Source organism: Megamonas funiformis (genome assembly GCF_010669225.1).
Classification (GTDB): domain Bacteria; phylum Bacillota; class Negativicutes; order Selenomonadales; family Selenomonadaceae; genus Megamonas; species Megamonas funiformis.
On the sequence record NZ_CP048627.1, the window covers coordinates 1,317,172 to 1,332,991 of the forward strand.

Sequence of the window (15,820 nt, forward strand, 5' to 3'; positions counted from 1 at the left end):
TATAAAATCAATCATCAATCGTCACATGACGACCATTGACATGTATTTTTCCTGCTAAATACAATTCAATAACTTTTGGATATATTATATGTTCTTGTTCAAGCACTCTAGCAGATAAAGTTTCTTCTGTATCATCATCTAAAACAGGTACTGCTTTTTGCATGATGATAGGGCCACTGTCCATACCTTCATCTACAAAATGCACAGTGCAACCAGATACTTTCACACCATATGCTAAAACATCACGATGAGCATGAGCTCCACCAAAAGAAGGTAATAATGATGGGTGTATATTTAAAATACAATTTTTAAATTCATTGACAAAATAAGGGCTTAAAATACGCATAAATCCAGCTAAAACAACTAGACCTACATTGTATTTTTTTAATTGTTCTACAAGTTTTTGTTCAAATTCTTCTTTTGTAGAACATTTTTTTCGATCAACGCAAACAGCAGGAATGCCTGCTTTTCTAGCGCGTTCTAATGCCATTGCTTCTGGTTTATCAGTTAGTACAACACCTATTTTAGTTTTAATCTGACCATTTTCAATTGCATCAATGATAGATTGTAAATCACTACCACGACCAGAAGCCAATACACCTAAAATTATTTGGTTATTCATTGAAAACTCCGCCTTTTACTTCTACAGTTTGGTTGCCTTCAACAACTTTACCAATAATATAGGATTTTTCGCCTTTTGCTTTGAGGTCTTCTTGAATTTTAGCTGCTTCTTCTTCAGATACAAGTAAAATCATACCGATACCCATATTGAATACACGGTACATTTCATGCCAATCTACATTACCCCAAGCTTGTAAGAGTTTGAAGATTGCTGGCATTTCCCATGTGCTAGCATCTACTTCAACGCCAGTACCTTCTGGTAAAATGCGGGAAATATTTTCATAGAAACCGCCACCAGTTACATGTACCATACCATGAATATCATATTTTTCAATTAATGGTAAGCAAACAGATGGATAAAGACGTGTAGGTGTTAAAAGTTCTTCGCCTAATGTTTTGCCATTTAATTCTGGGAATTTTTCTTCACCTTTAAAACCTTTTACATCAAAGCAGATTTTACGAACTAAAGAATAACCATTAGAATGTACACCACTAGAAGGAATACCTAACAAAACATCGCCAGCTTTGATTTTTTCACCAGTGATGATATTAGCTTTATCCACTACACCAACAGCAAAACCAGCAATATCATATTCGCCATCAGCATAAAAACCAGCCATTTCAGCAGTTTCACCACCGATTAAAGCACAGCCAGATTCTTTACAAGCACCAGCTACACCTTTTACTACAGTAGCTACTTTTTCTGGATCTAATTTTCCTACAGCAAGATAATCTAAGAAATAAAGTGGTTCTGCACCTTGCACTAAGATATCATTTACGCACATAGCTACAGCATCTTGACCAATAGTATCATGTTTATCAAGCATAAATGCAAGACGTAATTTTGTACCAACACCATCAGTACCAGATACTAATACAGGTTCTTTATATTTTCCACTATTTAAAGCAAAAAGACCACCAAAACCGCCTAAATCACCTAAAACTTCTGGACGATATGTTGCTTTTACGCTATCTTTTATAAGTTTTACAGAATAATTTCCAGCATCAATATCAACACCAGAATCACGATACGTAAGATTTGTCTGTTTATTATCAGTCATGTTAACCTCCAAAAAGTGCAAATTATTTTGCTCTTTGTTCAAATACGTATTTATCAGCACCAGTTACTGTTTCTTTTGACATTTCAATTGGATAAGCATTGTTAAAGCAAGCATAACACATATCTTCAGGATTAGCTGTTGTCATAGAAGCTTTAAGACCTTCCAAGGAAAGGAAATGTAAAGAATCTGCACCTATAAATTGACGAATTTCTTCAACTGATTTAGTTGCAGCGATTAATTCTTTACGTACAGAAGTATCAATACCATAGTAGCAAGGATAGCCAATTGGTGGAGAACTAATGCACATATGAACTTCTTTTGCACCTGCTTTGCGAAGCATTTTTACGATTTTACCACTAGTAGTACCACGAACGATAGAATCATCTACCATAATAACAGATTTACCACGAACAGCTTCAGCTATAGCATTTAATTTTAAGCGAACAGCTGTATCACGTTTTTTCTGTGTTGGCTGAATAAATGTACGTCCAATATAACGATTTTTGATTAAGCCTTCGCAAAATGGAATGCCTGATTCATAAGCAAAACCTGTAGCAGCTGTATTACCAGAGTCTGGTACAGATATAACAATATCACCTTTGAATTTACTTTCACGAGCAAGCATGCGACCCATCATAAAACGAGCAGCATGAACACTTTGTCCATCAATTACACTATCTGGACGAGCAAAATATATATATTCGAAAACACATGCAGCTTTTTTCTCTGGAGTTGTGTATTTATAGGATTTTAAACCATCATCACCCATGACAATCATTTCGCCTGGTTCAACATCTCTAATAAATTCTGCACCTACAACATCAAGACCACAAGATTCAGAAGAAATTATCCAAGAACCTTCTTCTGTTTTACCGATGCAAAGAGGTCTAAATCCTTGTGGATCACGTACAGCTATTAATTTATTTTCAGTCATAATAGCCAAGCAAAAAGCACCTTTTACTTGTTGTACACTTTCAATGATTTTTTCCTCAATACTTGATTTACGAGAACGTGCGATAAGATTAACGATTACTTCTGTATCTATAGAAGTTTGAAAAATTGTACCTTGTTCTTCTAAGTAACGACGAAGTTCAGCTGCATTTGTTAAATTACCATTATGGGCTAAACTAATTTTTCCGCCGGAATAATTAGCAATTAAAGGTTGTGTATTTGATAATAAGCTAGAGCCAGTTGTTGAATAACGTACATGACCAATAGCAATATATTGATTTTCCATATGAGGTAATTGATGACGAAATACTTCATTTACCAGCCCCATATCACGAGTAACGTCCATCCAAGCGCCATCAGTAACAGCTATACCAGCACTTTCTTGACCACGATGTTGAAGTGCATACAACCCAAGATATGTTAACATAGAAACATCTTCAGTACGAGAAAATACACCAAAGACGCCACATTCTTCTTTCCACTTATTTGACGTAATGTCAACCATTAGTTACATTCTCCTATACATATATTTTAATCATAAACCTACTCAATACATACAATATAAATTAAGAATACTAAGCATAAATATTTTATAATTTATGCTTAGTATTTTATTTAATTATAAAGTTTCGCCTGTTAAACGATGAAGAACTTCTTTATAAGCATCTTCAACATTACCTAAATCACGACGGAATCTATCTTTATCAAGTTTTTCATGTGTCTGACTATCCCAGAAACGGCAGTTATCTGGAGATAATTCGTCGCCTAAAAGAATTTCACCATGATATTTACCAAATTCTAATTTAAAGTCAATGAGGTCAATATTTTTTGTAGCAAGATATTTTGTCATAACATCATTGATTTTAAGAGACATCGCTTCAATCTGATCAAGTTCTTCAGCTGTTGCCCAACCCATAGCTGTGATATGATAACGGTTAACCATAGGGTCACCTAAATCATCACATTTATAGCAATATTCAATTACAGGTTTAGACATTTTTACGCCTTCTTCAAGACCAAGACGTTTTGCTAAGCTACCAGCAGCTACATTACGGATAATAACTTCAAGAGGAACGATATCTAATTTTTTTACAAGGATTTCACGGTCATTAAGAACTTTAATGAGGTGATGTTTAATGCCTTCTTTTTCTAATAAACCAAAGAAGAAATTAGTAATTTTATTATTTAAAATGCCTTTATCTGCAATAGTACCTTTTTTTGCACCATTACCAGCAGTTGCATCATCTTTGTAATAAACTAATAATTCATCAGGATTTTCTGTTGAAAAGATTTTTTTTGCTTTGCCTTCATATAATAATTTGTTTTCCATTATTAATTGACCTCCCAAGTCATTAACTAAAATCTAAATAAAAATGAGTTATACGATTTTATATTAATTTTAGATGAATTTTTTCGTTAATTATGCTTGAAGTTGTTGTGCAACTTTTGCAGCTTTAGCTTCAACTTCTTCAACCATTTTTTCGCGATATTCTTTAAGTTGTTTTCTTAAATTCATATCGCTTACAGCAAAGATTTCTATAGCAAAAATAGCAGCATTTTTAGCACCATTAATTGCCATAGTTGCAACTGGAATTCCAGATGGCATTTGTACAGTACTTAATAAAGCATCCATACCATTTAATGGAGTTGCATTAATTGGTACTCCAATAACAGGTAAAGTAGTATAAGATGCGATAACTCCACCTAAATGTGCAGCAGCACCAGCGGCAGAGATGAATGCGCCAACACCTCTTTCTTCCGCAGAAGAAACTAGGCCACGGACTTTGCCAGGGGTACGGTGTGCAGAAGCTACGATTACTTCTGTTTCTACATTAAACTGATGTAATAAATCAACAGCCGGTTTTAAAATGGGAAAATCAGAATCACTGCCCATTACTACAGCTACTTTCATTTAAATCATCAACCTCCTGAGTAGTTTTATTTAATTAGTACAATAATTACTATAACAGAATAAACTTAAAACTTCAATGTATATAGCTTATAAAAATTTTACATATTTTTATAAAAAGGATAGAAATTTTCACTCTAAGATAATTTTAAATTTTGCAAAAATGTAACCTTGAAAACTTCTAGATAAAAATTACTAAATATAAAGAAATAAAATTTTTTTATATTCTTATTGTATCTTTTTTAATTTGACAAATCACTTGTTTACGCTATTTTTACCAAAAATTTTCTTCTTATTTCCTATTATAATAAATAAGAAATTTTCATTTAACAAAATTAAATATAAGTATTTTTATAAAATCAAATAATTATATAGATTATAATTATGATAGACACAATAAACATAAGCTGCTATAATAAAAGCATTATATATGGTTTGCATTGTATAATAAATGTAAAAGGCAAACTTAATTTATACACTATGTAAATACATAAATACTTTAGGAGGGTAACAATGGCACTAATTGTAAAAAAATTTGGTGGCAGCTCTGTTGGAAATATTGATAAAATCAAAGCTGTTGCAAAACGTATTTTAGATGAAAAACAGCCAGATGATAAAATTGTAGTAGTTGTTTCCGCTATGGGGGATACAACAGATGACTTAATTCAATTGGCAAAAGGGATTACTAAAGATCCATATCAATATACTCGTGAAATGGATATGTTACTTACTACTGGTGAACAAGTTTCAATTTCTTTATTGACTATGGCATTTAAAGCTTTAGGACAAAAAGCTATTTCTCTTACTGGAGCATTAGCTGGTGTAAAAACTAATTCTGTTCACACAAAAGGTAAAATCAAAGATATCCAACCTAAACGTATTTTTGAAGAATTAGATAAAGGCAATATTGTTATTGTAGCTGGCTTCCAGGGTTGTGATGATTTAGGCGATCCTGTTACTTTAGGTCGTGGTGGTTCTGATACTTCTGCAGTTGCTCTAGCTGGTGCTATGAAAGCTGATGTTTGTGAAATTTATACTGATGTTGATGGCGTATATTCTGCTGACCCACGTATTGCTAAAGGCGCTCGTAGAATGAAAGAAATCACATATTATGAAATGTTAGAAATGGCTCGTTTAGGTGCTGGTGTTATGCAACCACGTTCCGTAGAAACTGGTCGTTTATACAATATTCCAATTCATGTAAGATCTACATTCACTAACAAACCAGGCACAATTATTAGGGAGGAATATACAATGGAAGAGAAAGAGTTTATTATTAGAGGAGTAGCTCATGATACTAATGTAGCTAAATTCGCTGTATTAGGTATTCCAAATACTCCAGGTATTGCACATGCAATTTTCTCCAAACTTGCTGAAAATAATGTTGATGTTGATATGATTGTACAAAGCATTCGCAATATGGAAAAAAATGTTACTGATATGGTATTTACTGTTACTGCTGATGACCTCGGTCAAGCAAAACAAATTGTAGATAAAGTTGCTGATGAATTAAATGCTGTTGCAGTATTAATCGAACAAGACGTAGCTAAAGTTTCTATCGTTGGTGCAGGTATGCTCGGTAACCCTGGTATTGCTGCTAGAATGTTCAAAGCTTTATCTGATGCTAATATCAATATTGATGTAATCAGTACATCTGAAATCAGCATCTCTTGCTTAATTAAAGCTGATAAAATCAAAGAAGCTGTAAATGCTATTCATGATGAATTCTTTAAAGACTAATCATTAAATCGAATATAAATAGATATTTATAAATTAAGGGGGCATTCTATGAATTATATAAGTACACGTGGTCATAATTGTGCTGTTACTTCTGCACGTGCCATCATAAAAGGATTAGCAGAAGATGGTGGATTGTTTGTTCCTGAAAATATACCTATTATTGATGAAAAATTTTTAACTTCACTTCTTGATTTATCTTATCAAGAACGTGCAAAAAAAATTCTTTCTTTATATTTAACAGATTTTACTGCTGAAGAAATCAATCCATGTGTTGATAACGCTTATACTACAGAAAAATTTGACACTGATAAAATTGTCCCTACAGTAGAAGTCGAAAAAAATAACTATCTTTTAGAACTTTGGCATGGTCCAACAAGTGCTTTTAAAGATATGGCATTACAATTATTGCCACAATTCATCTCTACTTCATTAAAAAAATTAGGTGATAAAGATGAATTAGTTATTTTAGTAGCTACTTCTGGTGATACAGGTAAAGCAGCCTTAGATGGCTTTAAAAACGTTGACCAAACAAAAATTCTTGTCTTTTATCCACAAGAAGGCGTAAGTAAAATTCAGCGTTTACAAATGCTCACACAACAAGGTGATAATGTATCTGTATTCGCTGTTAAAGGTAATTTTGACGACGCTCAAAGCGGTGTTAAACAAATCTTTAGTGATAGTAAATACAATGAATATCTAAATGAAAAAGGTTTTAAACTCTCTTCTGCAAACTCCATAAATTGGGGCCGTTTATTGCCACAGATAGTTTATTACTTCAGTGCATATGCTGATTTAGTTAATGATAAAAAAATCACTATGGGTGATAAAGTCAACTTTACTGTACCAACTGGTAATTTTGGCGATATCTTAGCTGGTTTCTACGCAAAATGCATGGGTCTTCCTGTCAATCGTTTAATTTGTGCTTCTAACTCTAATAATGTATTGACAGATTTCTTGAAAACTGGCACTTATGACCGCAATCGTGAATTTTTCAAAACTATATCTCCATCAATGGATATTCTAATTTCCAGTAATTTAGAACGTTTACTTTATCATATTACAAATGATGCAACTAAAATAAAATCCTATATGGAAAAACTTCAATCAACAGGTTGCTATCAAGTTGATGAAGTAACATTAAAAGCTATTCAAGAAACTTTCTCTGCTGGATATTTAGATGATAACGCTACTAAAAAATGTATTCATGATATTTATCAACAAGATAATTATGTAGCAGATACACATACTGCTGTTGCATGGCAAGTAGCTCAAGATTATCAAAAATCTACACAAGATAAAACACCTATGGTTGTATTATCTACTGCTAGCCCATATAAATTTAGTGATAGCGTTTTATCTGCTCTTGGTGAAGATATCTCCGATAAAGATGAATTTGCTTTATTAGATAAATTATCTACATTGAATAAAGATAAAATTCCTCAAGGCTTGGCTCAATTACAATCTTTACCTATTTTGCATAATAATTTATGTGCAAAAGAAGATATGATTAAAGCTGTAAATACATTTTTAAATATCTAATATCTTAATGAATATTTCATAAAAATTTTACAAATAGGCGATAAATTTTACATTTTACTAGTAAATTTATCGCCTATTTTTTTCTAATATGGTATAATTATTTACAGATTTATGGAAAGCGTATGATTTAATTTCAGATGTAAAGAAAAAGTAAAATTATATTTATCCATATTTTACTTTTTCTTTACTTTAAAATTAAAATATATGTATCTCCATAATAATAATCGCATTCACTTTAAATATAAGTGAAGTATATATTTGATGAATAACAAGGAAAGGATAAGAGTTACTGGTATTACTATTTAGTAATATTGTACCGGAAATCGCCGGGATGTTAAGCCTTGGGAGTATTGCATCAAACATTAATAATTTTAGTGAATACTATGAACAAGGAATATTCTCTAGCTTAATTTTAGTTTAGAGATTTACAGTAACAAATGGGCATGTTCAACTTTTTTACAAAAAAGGATACGGAATTTTATGATTTATTTTTAGCTAGTGCAAAACACTTTAACAGTAGTGCAAAATTAATTAATGATGTTATGTCTGGCAACAATAAAGCAGAAGCTAAACTATCAGATATCATTAATATCGAACATGAAGCTGATGCTGTTAACGACAAAATCATTGATAAACTAAACAAAACATTCATCACTCCTATTGACCGTGAAGACATTTATGCATTAGCTAATGGTCTTGATGATGGGGTTGACTTTCTCCAAGGAACACTCCAAAGAGCTGTTATGTATCATTTAGTAGATACAAGCAAAGCAGCTATCGCTTTATCTGAATTATTAGTATCAGCAACAGATGAAATCTTAAAAGCGTTTTCTATGCTTCATGAAGTTACAAAACATGAACACGAAATTTTAGAATGTACTTATAAAATTAGCAAGCTTGAAAGCGAAGGCGACCGTATTTATCGTGAAGAGGTTGCTTACTTATTTGAACATATCACTGACCCAATTGAGCTTATCAAATGGAAAGATATTTTGACTTATATGGAAGATACTTTAGACCATTGCGAAAAATTATCTGATTTGGTGAGAGGCGTGGTAATGAAATATGCATGAGTTACAATTTCTTATCATAGCAGTTATTATCCTAGCTTTAGTATTCGATTTTATTAATGGGTTTCATGATACAGCTAATGCTATTGCTACATCTGTATCAACAAGAGCTTTAAAACCTAGAACAGCTATCATAATGGCAGCTTTCTTGAATTTCTTTGGTGCTATGTATAGTACAGGTGTTGCTAAAACAATTGGTGGCGACATTGTAAAATCAGCAGAACATATTGATGAACATATCATTGTTGCTGCTTTAATTGGTGCTATTGTTTGGAATTTATTCACTTGGTGGATAGCAATGCCAAGTAGTTCCTCTCACGCTTTAGTTGGTGGTATTATTGGTGCTGTACTCGTTTCCACAGGTGCTATTGGCTTGAATTTCTGGGGCATTGGTAAAATTGTATTATCCTTGATTTTATCACCTATTATTGCTATCGTTGTCGGCTTTATCATTATGAATATATTTTATTTATTATTTGGTAAATTTAGGCCCTCGTCGCTCAATAATAAATTCAAACGCATGCAGATTATAACAGCTGCTACTATGGCTTTTTCTCATGGCTCAAATGATGCTCAAAAATCTATGGGTATTATCACACTTGCTCTTTTAAGTGGTGGTTATATCGATGTTTTTGAAGTTCCTTATTATGTAAAAATCTTGGCTGCAACAGCTATGGCTTGTGGTACTGCTATTGGTGGTTGGAAAATCATCAAAACTGTAGGTGGTCGTATCTTCAAACTCCAGCCAATATCTGGTTTTGCTGCCGATTTAAACTCTTCTGTCATAATTTTCTCTGCTACATTACTTTCTTTACCAGTAAGTACTACACATGTCGTTTCTGGTTCTATAATGGGTATAGGTAGTGCAAAACGCATTGGAGCAGTTCGTTGGGGAACAGCTCAACAAATGCTTATGGCATGGGTTTTAACAATTCCTTGTACAGCCATTGTTGGTGCATTAGTTTATTCCTTAATGTGCTATGTATTTGGCTTATAATGACCAATTGAAAATCAAAAAAACAACTGCACCCTGAAAGTTGGATAAAAACCAACTTTTGGAGGTGCGTTTTTTGTTTATAAAAGTATAAAATCATTGCCTTATTTTTTAAAATAATATTATCGTTTTTATAATGTTTTTGTTATAATATATTTAAGAAAAATTAGGAGGTGTTCTTTATGGATTGCCAAATAAAATACTCATTATTAGATACTGTCTTAAAAGAACAGAAAAATCACAAAAATTTGATAACAGCAGTAAAAATAAATAATGTCCTACGTGATGTACAAACGCAAGTTACACCAGAAGACAAAGTAGAATTCATTGATATGACCACTGAAGATGGTGTCCAAGCTTATCAACGAAGTATTTTATTTATCATGATGGCTGCTGTAAATATGCTTTATCCTGATAAAGAGGTAGTAGTAGAACATTCCGTAAATAATGGTATTTATTGTGAATTATTGCCTAAAGGTGATTTAACACTAGAAATGGTCGGCAAAATTCAAGAAAAAATGTTTGAATTTGTTTCTAAAGCAAAAGATATAAAAAAATGCATTTTGCCTCGTGAAGATGCTGTTGCTTTATTTAGAGAATCTCAACAAATCGCTAAATCAAAACTTCTTGAATCCTTAAAGCAAGACTATGTAAGCCTTTATTACTGCGCAGGCTATTATGATTATCTTTATGGTCCAATGCTTTATAACACTTCATTATTAGATAAATTCGCTATAGACTTTTATGAGCCAGGATTGATTGTTAGAACACCTTTAATCAGCAATCCTAATGTAATTCCGCCAAAGATGAAACAAAAGAAACTATCTATGATATTAAGTGAAGCCGATAGATGGTCTTACATTTTAAAATGTAATTATGTGACCAATTTGAATGAATATATTCACTCAAATAAAATTAGTGAATTAATTCGTATTTCCGAAGCATTACACGAAAAGAAAATCGCTCAAATTGCCGATCATATAGTTGAATCTATAGAAGACCTTCGTTTAATTTTAATAGCTGGTCCATCATCTTCTGGAAAAACAACATTTGCTCAAAGATTGCGCATACAATTGCTTGTCAATGGTATAAATCCTCTATCCATATCTTTAGATGATTATTTCTTAGATAGAGATAAAACTCCTAAAACACCTGAAGGTCAATATGATTTTGAATCTATAGAAGCTTTGGATTTGCCATTATTCAATAAACATATGATGGCATTATTAAAAGGAGAGAGCGTTGAATTACCAGTTTATAATTTCACCACAGGCTACCGTGAATGGAAAAATCATATTGTAAAATTAGAACCTAATCAACCTATCATCATCGAAGGTATTCATGGTTTAAATGATGAATTAACAAGAGATATTCCTTCTCATGTAAAATATAAAATTTATGTCAGCGCCTTAACTCAATTAGCTATAGATGCACACAACCGCATTCCTACTACAGCTGCTCGCATTATTCGCCGTATTGTTCGCGATAATCAATTTAGAGGTGCTCACGCTTTAAAAACAATTAAACAATGGCCTGATGTGCGCAAAGGTGAAGATAAAAATATTTTCCCATTCCAAGAAAATGCAGACGTCATGTTTAATTCTGCTCTAATTTATGAATTAGGTATTTTAAAGAAATACGCTAAACCTTTATTAGAAAAAATCACGCCTGATTTACCAGAATATAATATATCTAAACGCTTAATTGATTTTCTTGATTACTTTGAAGATATTTCAAACGATGATGATGTACCAAATAATTCTATACTAAGAGAATTTATTGGAAAATCTTGTTTCTTCTAATAAAATAAATTACTTCATAAAAAATAAGCACTATATCAATTAGTGCTTATTTTTATTTATGTTATTTAATTTTAAAATCTCATCGCTTCAGGTCCTTTTGGACCTTTAATCATGCCTAAATCCAATGTTTCCATTTTTTGATGTATTTCATCTAATTCTTCTTGAGTAATACCCAAATCATCTGCTACCACTTCCCAATTAGATGTTGGTGGATTATACATTTCTATAATATCAGCTGGAGATTTATCTACATACATAGAATAAAGTATGCCATGAATAACTTCATCTACTTCATAATTTTGTTTAACTAAAAAAGTTACAATACTTTTATTTATATCTAATTTATTAGCTATCTGTGTTGATATAATATCATCTTGTGTTGTCTTTAAATCATTTGGTGTAAGCCCAATTAAATATTCTACACGACCCCAAGAATTATTCTCTCTTAAATTCATAACATCATCAAAAGACTTATGTGAAGCATATGCTAAAAAAGCACCTCTACGAAGTTCCGGCATTTCCCAACCATTATTATAATACATTACTAATGTTTGCTTATCTACTCCAAAATATTCACTTATATTTTGCATTTCATTATTAATACGCATTTGTGGTAATACTCTTTCAGCTCTAGGTAATGGTCTTGTCTGTGCTGTATTATCTATAGATAATTAATAACTTGCACTTGTTAAAATTAAACCTATAGCACTAAGAGCTAAAACTTTTTTTCATCTTTTCATATTTATCGCCTCACTTTGAATAATTATTAGTTATATTATATCATATTTTTATATAAATTTATTTGTTTTCAATAGCATCAATAGCGTCAATCACTGCACTTCTAAAGCCTTTACGTTCTAAAGTTGCTACACCCACAATAGTAGTACCAGATGGAGAACATACTGCATCTTTCATTGCACCTGGATGATTATTTGTAGCTAATTGCAATTTACCAGTTCCCACTATCATTTGACTTGCTAATTTATAAGCTACAGGGCGAGCAAGACCATGCATTACACCAGCATCAGCTAAAGCTTCGATAAACATACTGGCAAAAGCAGGGCCACAACCTGCTACAGTTCCGCCAATGGATAATTGTTTAGTTTCTACAAATTGAACTATAGAAATTGTGGATAATAATTTTGTAAATAAATCCAATTCTTCATCACTTAAAGAATGTGTATTTTCACAAATAAAAATACCTTCACCTATGGCTACTGGTGTATTTGGTATTGTACTTAAATGATGTGTATTTGGTAAAAGAATTTGTTCATATTTAGCAAAAGGAAAATTTGCTGCAATAGAAATAACGATTTTTTCTTGTAATTCTTTTTTTATTGGTGTAATGACTTCTTCTATCATATATGGTTTCACAGCTATGATGACCATATCTACATTATCAACAACTTCTTTTGCACTTTTACAAGGATTGATTTGTTTTTCCTGTGTATTTTTACAAAGTTTATCCCAATTCTTAGCACAAGCAAAAATTTGATTGCTCTGTATAGCTCCTTGATTGATTAAACCTGTAGCTATAGCTTGTCCCATATTGCCAAAACCAATAAAACCTAATTTTAAATTATCAAACATATAAATACCTTCTTTATTTATTTTTTTACATCATTTAACTTATATTTTATCATAACAACTAATTATAAAAAACTCCTACTAGCTTCAAAAACTAATAGGAGTTTTTATTTATCATTTATTCATTTTTTCTTCAATTGTATCTAAAATCAATTTAGCAAGTTCTGTCTTTTGCATAAGTGGAGCTTGTTTTATTTCTCCATCACAAGTGATGATTTTAGCTATATTAGTATCTACATTAAATCCAGCACCAGCTTGGCTTACATCATTTGCTACAATCATATCAAGATTTTTGCGCTGTAATTTGCCTTTAGCATATTCTTCAACATTCTGTGTTTCAGCAGCAAAGCCAACTAAATACTGTTTATCTGATTTTTTCTCGCCTAAACCTTTCAAAATATCTGGGTTTTTTACAAGCTCAATAGTCATGACTTCATCAGATTTTTTTATTTTTTGACTAGCTACTTCTTTTACACGATAATCTGAAACAGCTGCTGACATTATTGTAATATCACAATCTGCAAAATGCTCTTCAATATGTTTTTGCATTTCACGTGCAGACTCTACTTTTATTAATTTTACATTTTCAGGCGCTTTAATATTTGTAATACCTGAAACTAAAACTACTTCAGCACCTCTACTAGCAGCTTCTGTAGCAATAGCATATCCCATTTTTCCACTAGAACGATTACTGATGTAGCGAACAGGGTCAATTGGTTCTCTTGTACCTGCTGCACTTACAATCACTTTTTTACCTTTTAAAGACTGATTATTTTGTTTTTCAACATAATCTTTTATAGTCTCTACTAAAGTAATAGGTTCAGGAAGTCTACCTATACCATTTACACCACAAGCTAAATGACCACTTGCTGGTTCAATAATATGATAATTATATTCACGAAGAGTATTTATATTTTTTTGTGTTATTGGGTTTTGATACATATTACTATTCATTGCAGGAGCGACAAAAACAGGTGCTTTAGTCGCCATAATCACAGTAGATAACATATCATCAGCAATACCATTTGCTATTTTACCAATAATATTTGCTGTTGCAGGTGCAATCAAAACTAAATCCGCCAAATTAGCAAGAGCAATATGTTCTACATTCCAATTTGTAACTTTATCCCACATAGAAACATTTACAGGATTTCCACTAATTTCTTGAAATGTAAGTGGTGTAACAAAATTTGTAGCTTCTTTAGTCATTACTACATGTACATTAGCGCCTAATTTTCTTAATCTGCTAGCTACATCTACAACTTTATAAACTGCAATACCACCACAAACTGCTAATAAGATATTTTTGCCTTTTAACATAATAAACCTCTTATATAAAATAAATTAATATTTACCGTCTTAATTAGCAAAAAAGGCAAGTAGTAGCTTGCCTTTCATTTTAAATTAAATGCTTTTTTTCACACGTGCAAAAGTAATTTTATCTTCTGCAACTTCTTCTAAAGCATTTGTAACATCTTTATGAGATTGAAGTACGGATTTTACAGAAGAACCTGCTAAAATTTGTCTAGCTCTTTTAGCTGCTAAAACTACTAAAGTATATTTACTATCAACTTTTGGTAAAAGTTGGTCCATAGAAGGATGTACTATATCCATTATAAATCGCTCCTTTGCAATATTTTAATTTAAACTTTTTCATTTTCAAGTTGAACAAGTTTATCTAAATTATTATACACTGCACAGCGTTCAGCTTCAATAATATGCAAAATTTTATTTACAACATCACTGACAACTTCATTAGTGATGATGTAATCATAATTATTTCCGCGTGGAATTTCTTCAATAGCAGCGCTGAGGCGACGTTTTATTGCTTCTTCAGTTTCAGTACCACGTCCGCGAATGCGTTTTTCAAGTTCTGCAAGAGAAGGAGGTAATAAAAAGATGAATGTACCTTCTTTTAAAAACATTTTCTGTACATTTAAAGCACCTTGAGTATCGATTTCAAGTAATACATCTTTACCACTTTCCAATACTTCGCGTACTTTATCTGCTGGAGTTCCATAATAATTTCCATAAACTTCAGCCCATTCTAACAAACGATTTTCTGCTATCATTTGCTGAAATTCTTCTTTAGATAAGAACCAATAATCCTTACCATTCACTTCGCCTGGTCTAGGTTTACGTGTTGTTGCTGATATGGAAAATACAATTTCTGGCTGTGCTTTTAATAATTCTTTGCAAACAGTCCCTTTTCCTGTACCAGATGGTCCAGAAATAACGATTAAATTACCCTTATTCTTCATTTACTCTACCCTTTTCTTTTATAATATCCATATTTACTCTATTTGTTATTGTTTCTGGCTGTACAGCCGATAAAACAACAGTCGAATTATCCATGATAATCACTGAACGTGTACGACGTCCATAAGTGGCATCAATTAAGTTCTTTAACTCTTTTGCCTCTTGGACTATACGCTTTATTGGTGCTGACTCTGGAGCGACAACTGCGATAATTCTATCTACAGCTATAATTGTACCATAACCAATATTAACTAATCTTGCCTGCATAACTTCTTTACCTATTTTTA

At 31.9% G+C, this 15,820-nt stretch carries 16 protein-coding genes; 5 read left to right on the forward strand and 11 right to left on the reverse strand.

Features of this window, described 5'->3' with window-relative positions; translation table 11 throughout:
- Window positions 1–7: 7 nt before the first annotated feature.
- The 5 genes from purN to purE form a co-directional block, all read right to left on the reverse strand.
- Window positions 8–622 carry a phosphoribosylglycinamide formyltransferase gene (gene purN / locus GXM21_RS06640; protein ID WP_008537822.1) on the reverse strand — a complete coding sequence of 205 codons (615 nt, stop codon included), beginning with the start codon at window positions 620–622 and terminating at the stop codon, window positions 8–10.
- On the reverse strand, window positions 615–1,682 hold the full coding sequence (gene purM / locus GXM21_RS06645) for a phosphoribosylformylglycinamidine cyclo-ligase (RefSeq protein WP_008537821.1): 1,068 nt from the start codon (window positions 1,680–1,682) through the stop codon (window positions 615–617). Before purM ends, purN begins: the two co-directional genes overlap by 8 nt.
- A gap of 22 nt (window positions 1,683–1,704) precedes the next feature.
- Entirely contained in the window at window positions 1,705–3,138 is a 1,434-nt protein-coding gene (gene purF / locus GXM21_RS06650; protein ID WP_008537820.1) for an amidophosphoribosyltransferase, read from the reverse strand.
- A 114-nt stretch (window positions 3,139–3,252) separates the two neighbouring features.
- Window positions 3,253–3,963, reverse strand: a complete 711-nt coding sequence (gene purC, locus GXM21_RS06655; RefSeq protein ID WP_008537819.1) for a phosphoribosylaminoimidazolesuccinocarboxamide synthase — start codon at window positions 3,961–3,963, stop codon at window positions 3,253–3,255.
- Window positions 3,964–4,053: 90 nt separating this feature from the next.
- Window positions 4,054–4,545 carry a 5-(carboxyamino)imidazole ribonucleotide mutase gene (gene purE / locus GXM21_RS06660; RefSeq protein ID WP_008537818.1) on the reverse strand — a complete coding sequence of 164 codons (492 nt, stop codon included), beginning with the start codon at window positions 4,543–4,545 and terminating at the stop codon, window positions 4,054–4,056.
- Window positions 4,546–5,055: 510 nt separating this feature from the next.
- Between purE and GXM21_RS06665 the strand changes: the two genes are divergently transcribed.
- From GXM21_RS06665 to GXM21_RS06685, 5 genes are all read left to right on the forward strand, one after another.
- Window positions 5,056–6,282 (forward strand): aspartate kinase, encoded by a 1,227-nt coding sequence (locus tag GXM21_RS06665; RefSeq protein ID WP_008537816.1) that lies wholly within the window; start codon window positions 5,056–5,058, stop codon window positions 6,280–6,282.
- Window positions 6,283–6,330: 48 nt separating this feature from the next.
- A complete protein-coding gene (gene thrC / locus GXM21_RS06670; RefSeq protein ID WP_008537815.1) occupies window positions 6,331–7,821 on the forward strand; it encodes a threonine synthase in 1,491 nt (496 codons plus the stop codon).
- A gap of 443 nt (window positions 7,822–8,264) precedes the next feature.
- On the forward strand, window positions 8,265–8,894 hold the full coding sequence (locus GXM21_RS06675; RefSeq protein ID WP_039881391.1) for a DUF47 domain-containing protein: 630 nt from the start codon (window positions 8,265–8,267) through the stop codon (window positions 8,892–8,894).
- A complete protein-coding gene (locus GXM21_RS06680) occupies window positions 8,887–9,888 on the forward strand; it encodes an inorganic phosphate transporter (RefSeq protein WP_008537813.1) in 1,002 nt (333 codons plus the stop codon). Before GXM21_RS06675 ends, GXM21_RS06680 begins: the two co-directional genes overlap by 8 nt.
- A 179-nt stretch (window positions 9,889–10,067) precedes the next feature.
- Window positions 10,068–11,687, forward strand: a complete 1,620-nt coding sequence (locus tag GXM21_RS06685) for a nucleoside kinase (RefSeq protein ID WP_008537812.1) — start codon at window positions 10,068–10,070, stop codon at window positions 11,685–11,687.
- 71 nt (window positions 11,688–11,758) lie between these two features.
- Here GXM21_RS06685 and GXM21_RS06690 read toward each other — a convergent pair whose 3' ends face one another.
- From GXM21_RS06690 to GXM21_RS06715, 6 genes are all read right to left on the reverse strand, one after another.
- Complete coding sequence (locus GXM21_RS06690) at window positions 11,759–12,295, reverse strand: hypothetical protein (protein WP_008537811.1); 537 nt, start codon at window positions 12,293–12,295, stop codon at window positions 11,759–11,761.
- Between the two features lie 190 nt (window positions 12,296–12,485).
- Window positions 12,486–13,277: a pyrroline-5-carboxylate reductase gene (gene proC / locus GXM21_RS06695; protein ID WP_008537810.1), complete on the reverse strand. Its 792-nt coding sequence runs from the start codon at window positions 13,275–13,277 to the stop codon at window positions 12,486–12,488.
- 111 nt (window positions 13,278–13,388) lie between these two features.
- On the reverse strand, window positions 13,389–14,594 hold the full coding sequence (gene coaBC, locus GXM21_RS06700) for a bifunctional phosphopantothenoylcysteine decarboxylase/phosphopantothenate--cysteine ligase CoaBC (protein ID WP_008537809.1): 1,206 nt from the start codon (window positions 14,592–14,594) through the stop codon (window positions 13,389–13,391).
- Window positions 14,595–14,678: 84 nt separating this feature from the next.
- Window positions 14,679–14,888 carry a DNA-directed RNA polymerase subunit omega gene (gene rpoZ / locus GXM21_RS06705; protein WP_008537808.1) on the reverse strand — a complete coding sequence of 70 codons (210 nt, stop codon included), beginning with the start codon at window positions 14,886–14,888 and terminating at the stop codon, window positions 14,679–14,681.
- Window positions 14,889–14,917: 29 nt separating this feature from the next.
- Complete coding sequence (gmk, locus tag GXM21_RS06710; RefSeq protein WP_008537807.1) at window positions 14,918–15,535, reverse strand: guanylate kinase; 618 nt, start codon at window positions 15,533–15,535, stop codon at window positions 14,918–14,920.
- Window positions 15,525–15,800, reverse strand: coding sequence for a DUF370 domain-containing protein (locus tag GXM21_RS06715; RefSeq protein ID WP_008537806.1), 276 nt, complete (start codon window positions 15,798–15,800; stop codon window positions 15,525–15,527). The genes gmk and GXM21_RS06715 overlap by 11 nt, the downstream gene beginning before the upstream one ends.
- Between the last annotated feature and the right edge of the window lie 20 nt (window positions 15,801–15,820).

Bases quoted from the DNA above. Each gene is read 5' to 3' on its own strand.
- purN (WP_008537822.1), bottom strand. From the start codon at position 622: ATGAATAACCAAATAATTTTAGGTGTATTGGCTTCTGGTCGTGGTAGT.
- purM (WP_008537821.1), bottom strand. From the start codon at position 1,682: ATGACTGATAATAAACAGACAAATCTTACGTATCGTGATTCTGGTGTT.
- purF (WP_008537820.1), bottom strand. From the start codon at position 3,138: ATGGTTGACATTACGTCAAATAAGTGGAAAGAAGAATGTGGCGTCTTT.
- purC (WP_008537819.1), bottom strand. From the start codon at position 3,963: ATGGAAAACAAATTATTATATGAAGGCAAAGCAAAAAAAATCTTTTCA.
- purE (WP_008537818.1), bottom strand. From the start codon at position 4,545: ATGAAAGTAGCTGTAGTAATGGGCAGTGATTCTGATTTTCCCATTTTA.
- GXM21_RS06665 (WP_008537816.1), top strand. From the start codon at position 5,056: ATGGCACTAATTGTAAAAAAATTTGGTGGCAGCTCTGTTGGAAATATT.
- thrC (WP_008537815.1), top strand. From the start codon at position 6,331: ATGAATTATATAAGTACACGTGGTCATAATTGTGCTGTTACTTCTGCA.
- GXM21_RS06675 (WP_039881391.1), top strand. From the start codon at position 8,265: ATGTTCAACTTTTTTACAAAAAAGGATACGGAATTTTATGATTTATTT.
- GXM21_RS06680 (WP_008537813.1), top strand. From the start codon at position 8,887: ATGCATGAGTTACAATTTCTTATCATAGCAGTTATTATCCTAGCTTTA.
- GXM21_RS06685 (WP_008537812.1), top strand. From the start codon at position 10,068: ATGGATTGCCAAATAAAATACTCATTATTAGATACTGTCTTAAAAGAA.
- GXM21_RS06690 (WP_008537811.1), bottom strand. From the start codon at position 12,295: ATGCGTATTAATAATGAAATGCAAAATATAAGTGAATATTTTGGAGTA.
- proC (WP_008537810.1), bottom strand. From the start codon at position 13,277: ATGTTTGATAATTTAAAATTAGGTTTTATTGGTTTTGGCAATATGGGA.
- coaBC (WP_008537809.1), bottom strand. From the start codon at position 14,594: ATGTTAAAAGGCAAAAATATCTTATTAGCAGTTTGTGGTGGTATTGCA.
- rpoZ (WP_008537808.1), bottom strand. From the start codon at position 14,888: ATGGATATAGTACATCCTTCTATGGACCAACTTTTACCAAAAGTTGAT.
- gmk (WP_008537807.1), bottom strand. From the start codon at position 15,535: ATGAAGAATAAGGGTAATTTAATCGTTATTTCTGGACCATCTGGTACA.
- GXM21_RS06715 (WP_008537806.1), bottom strand. From the start codon at position 15,800: ATGCAGGCAAGATTAGTTAATATTGGTTATGGTACAATTATAGCTGTA.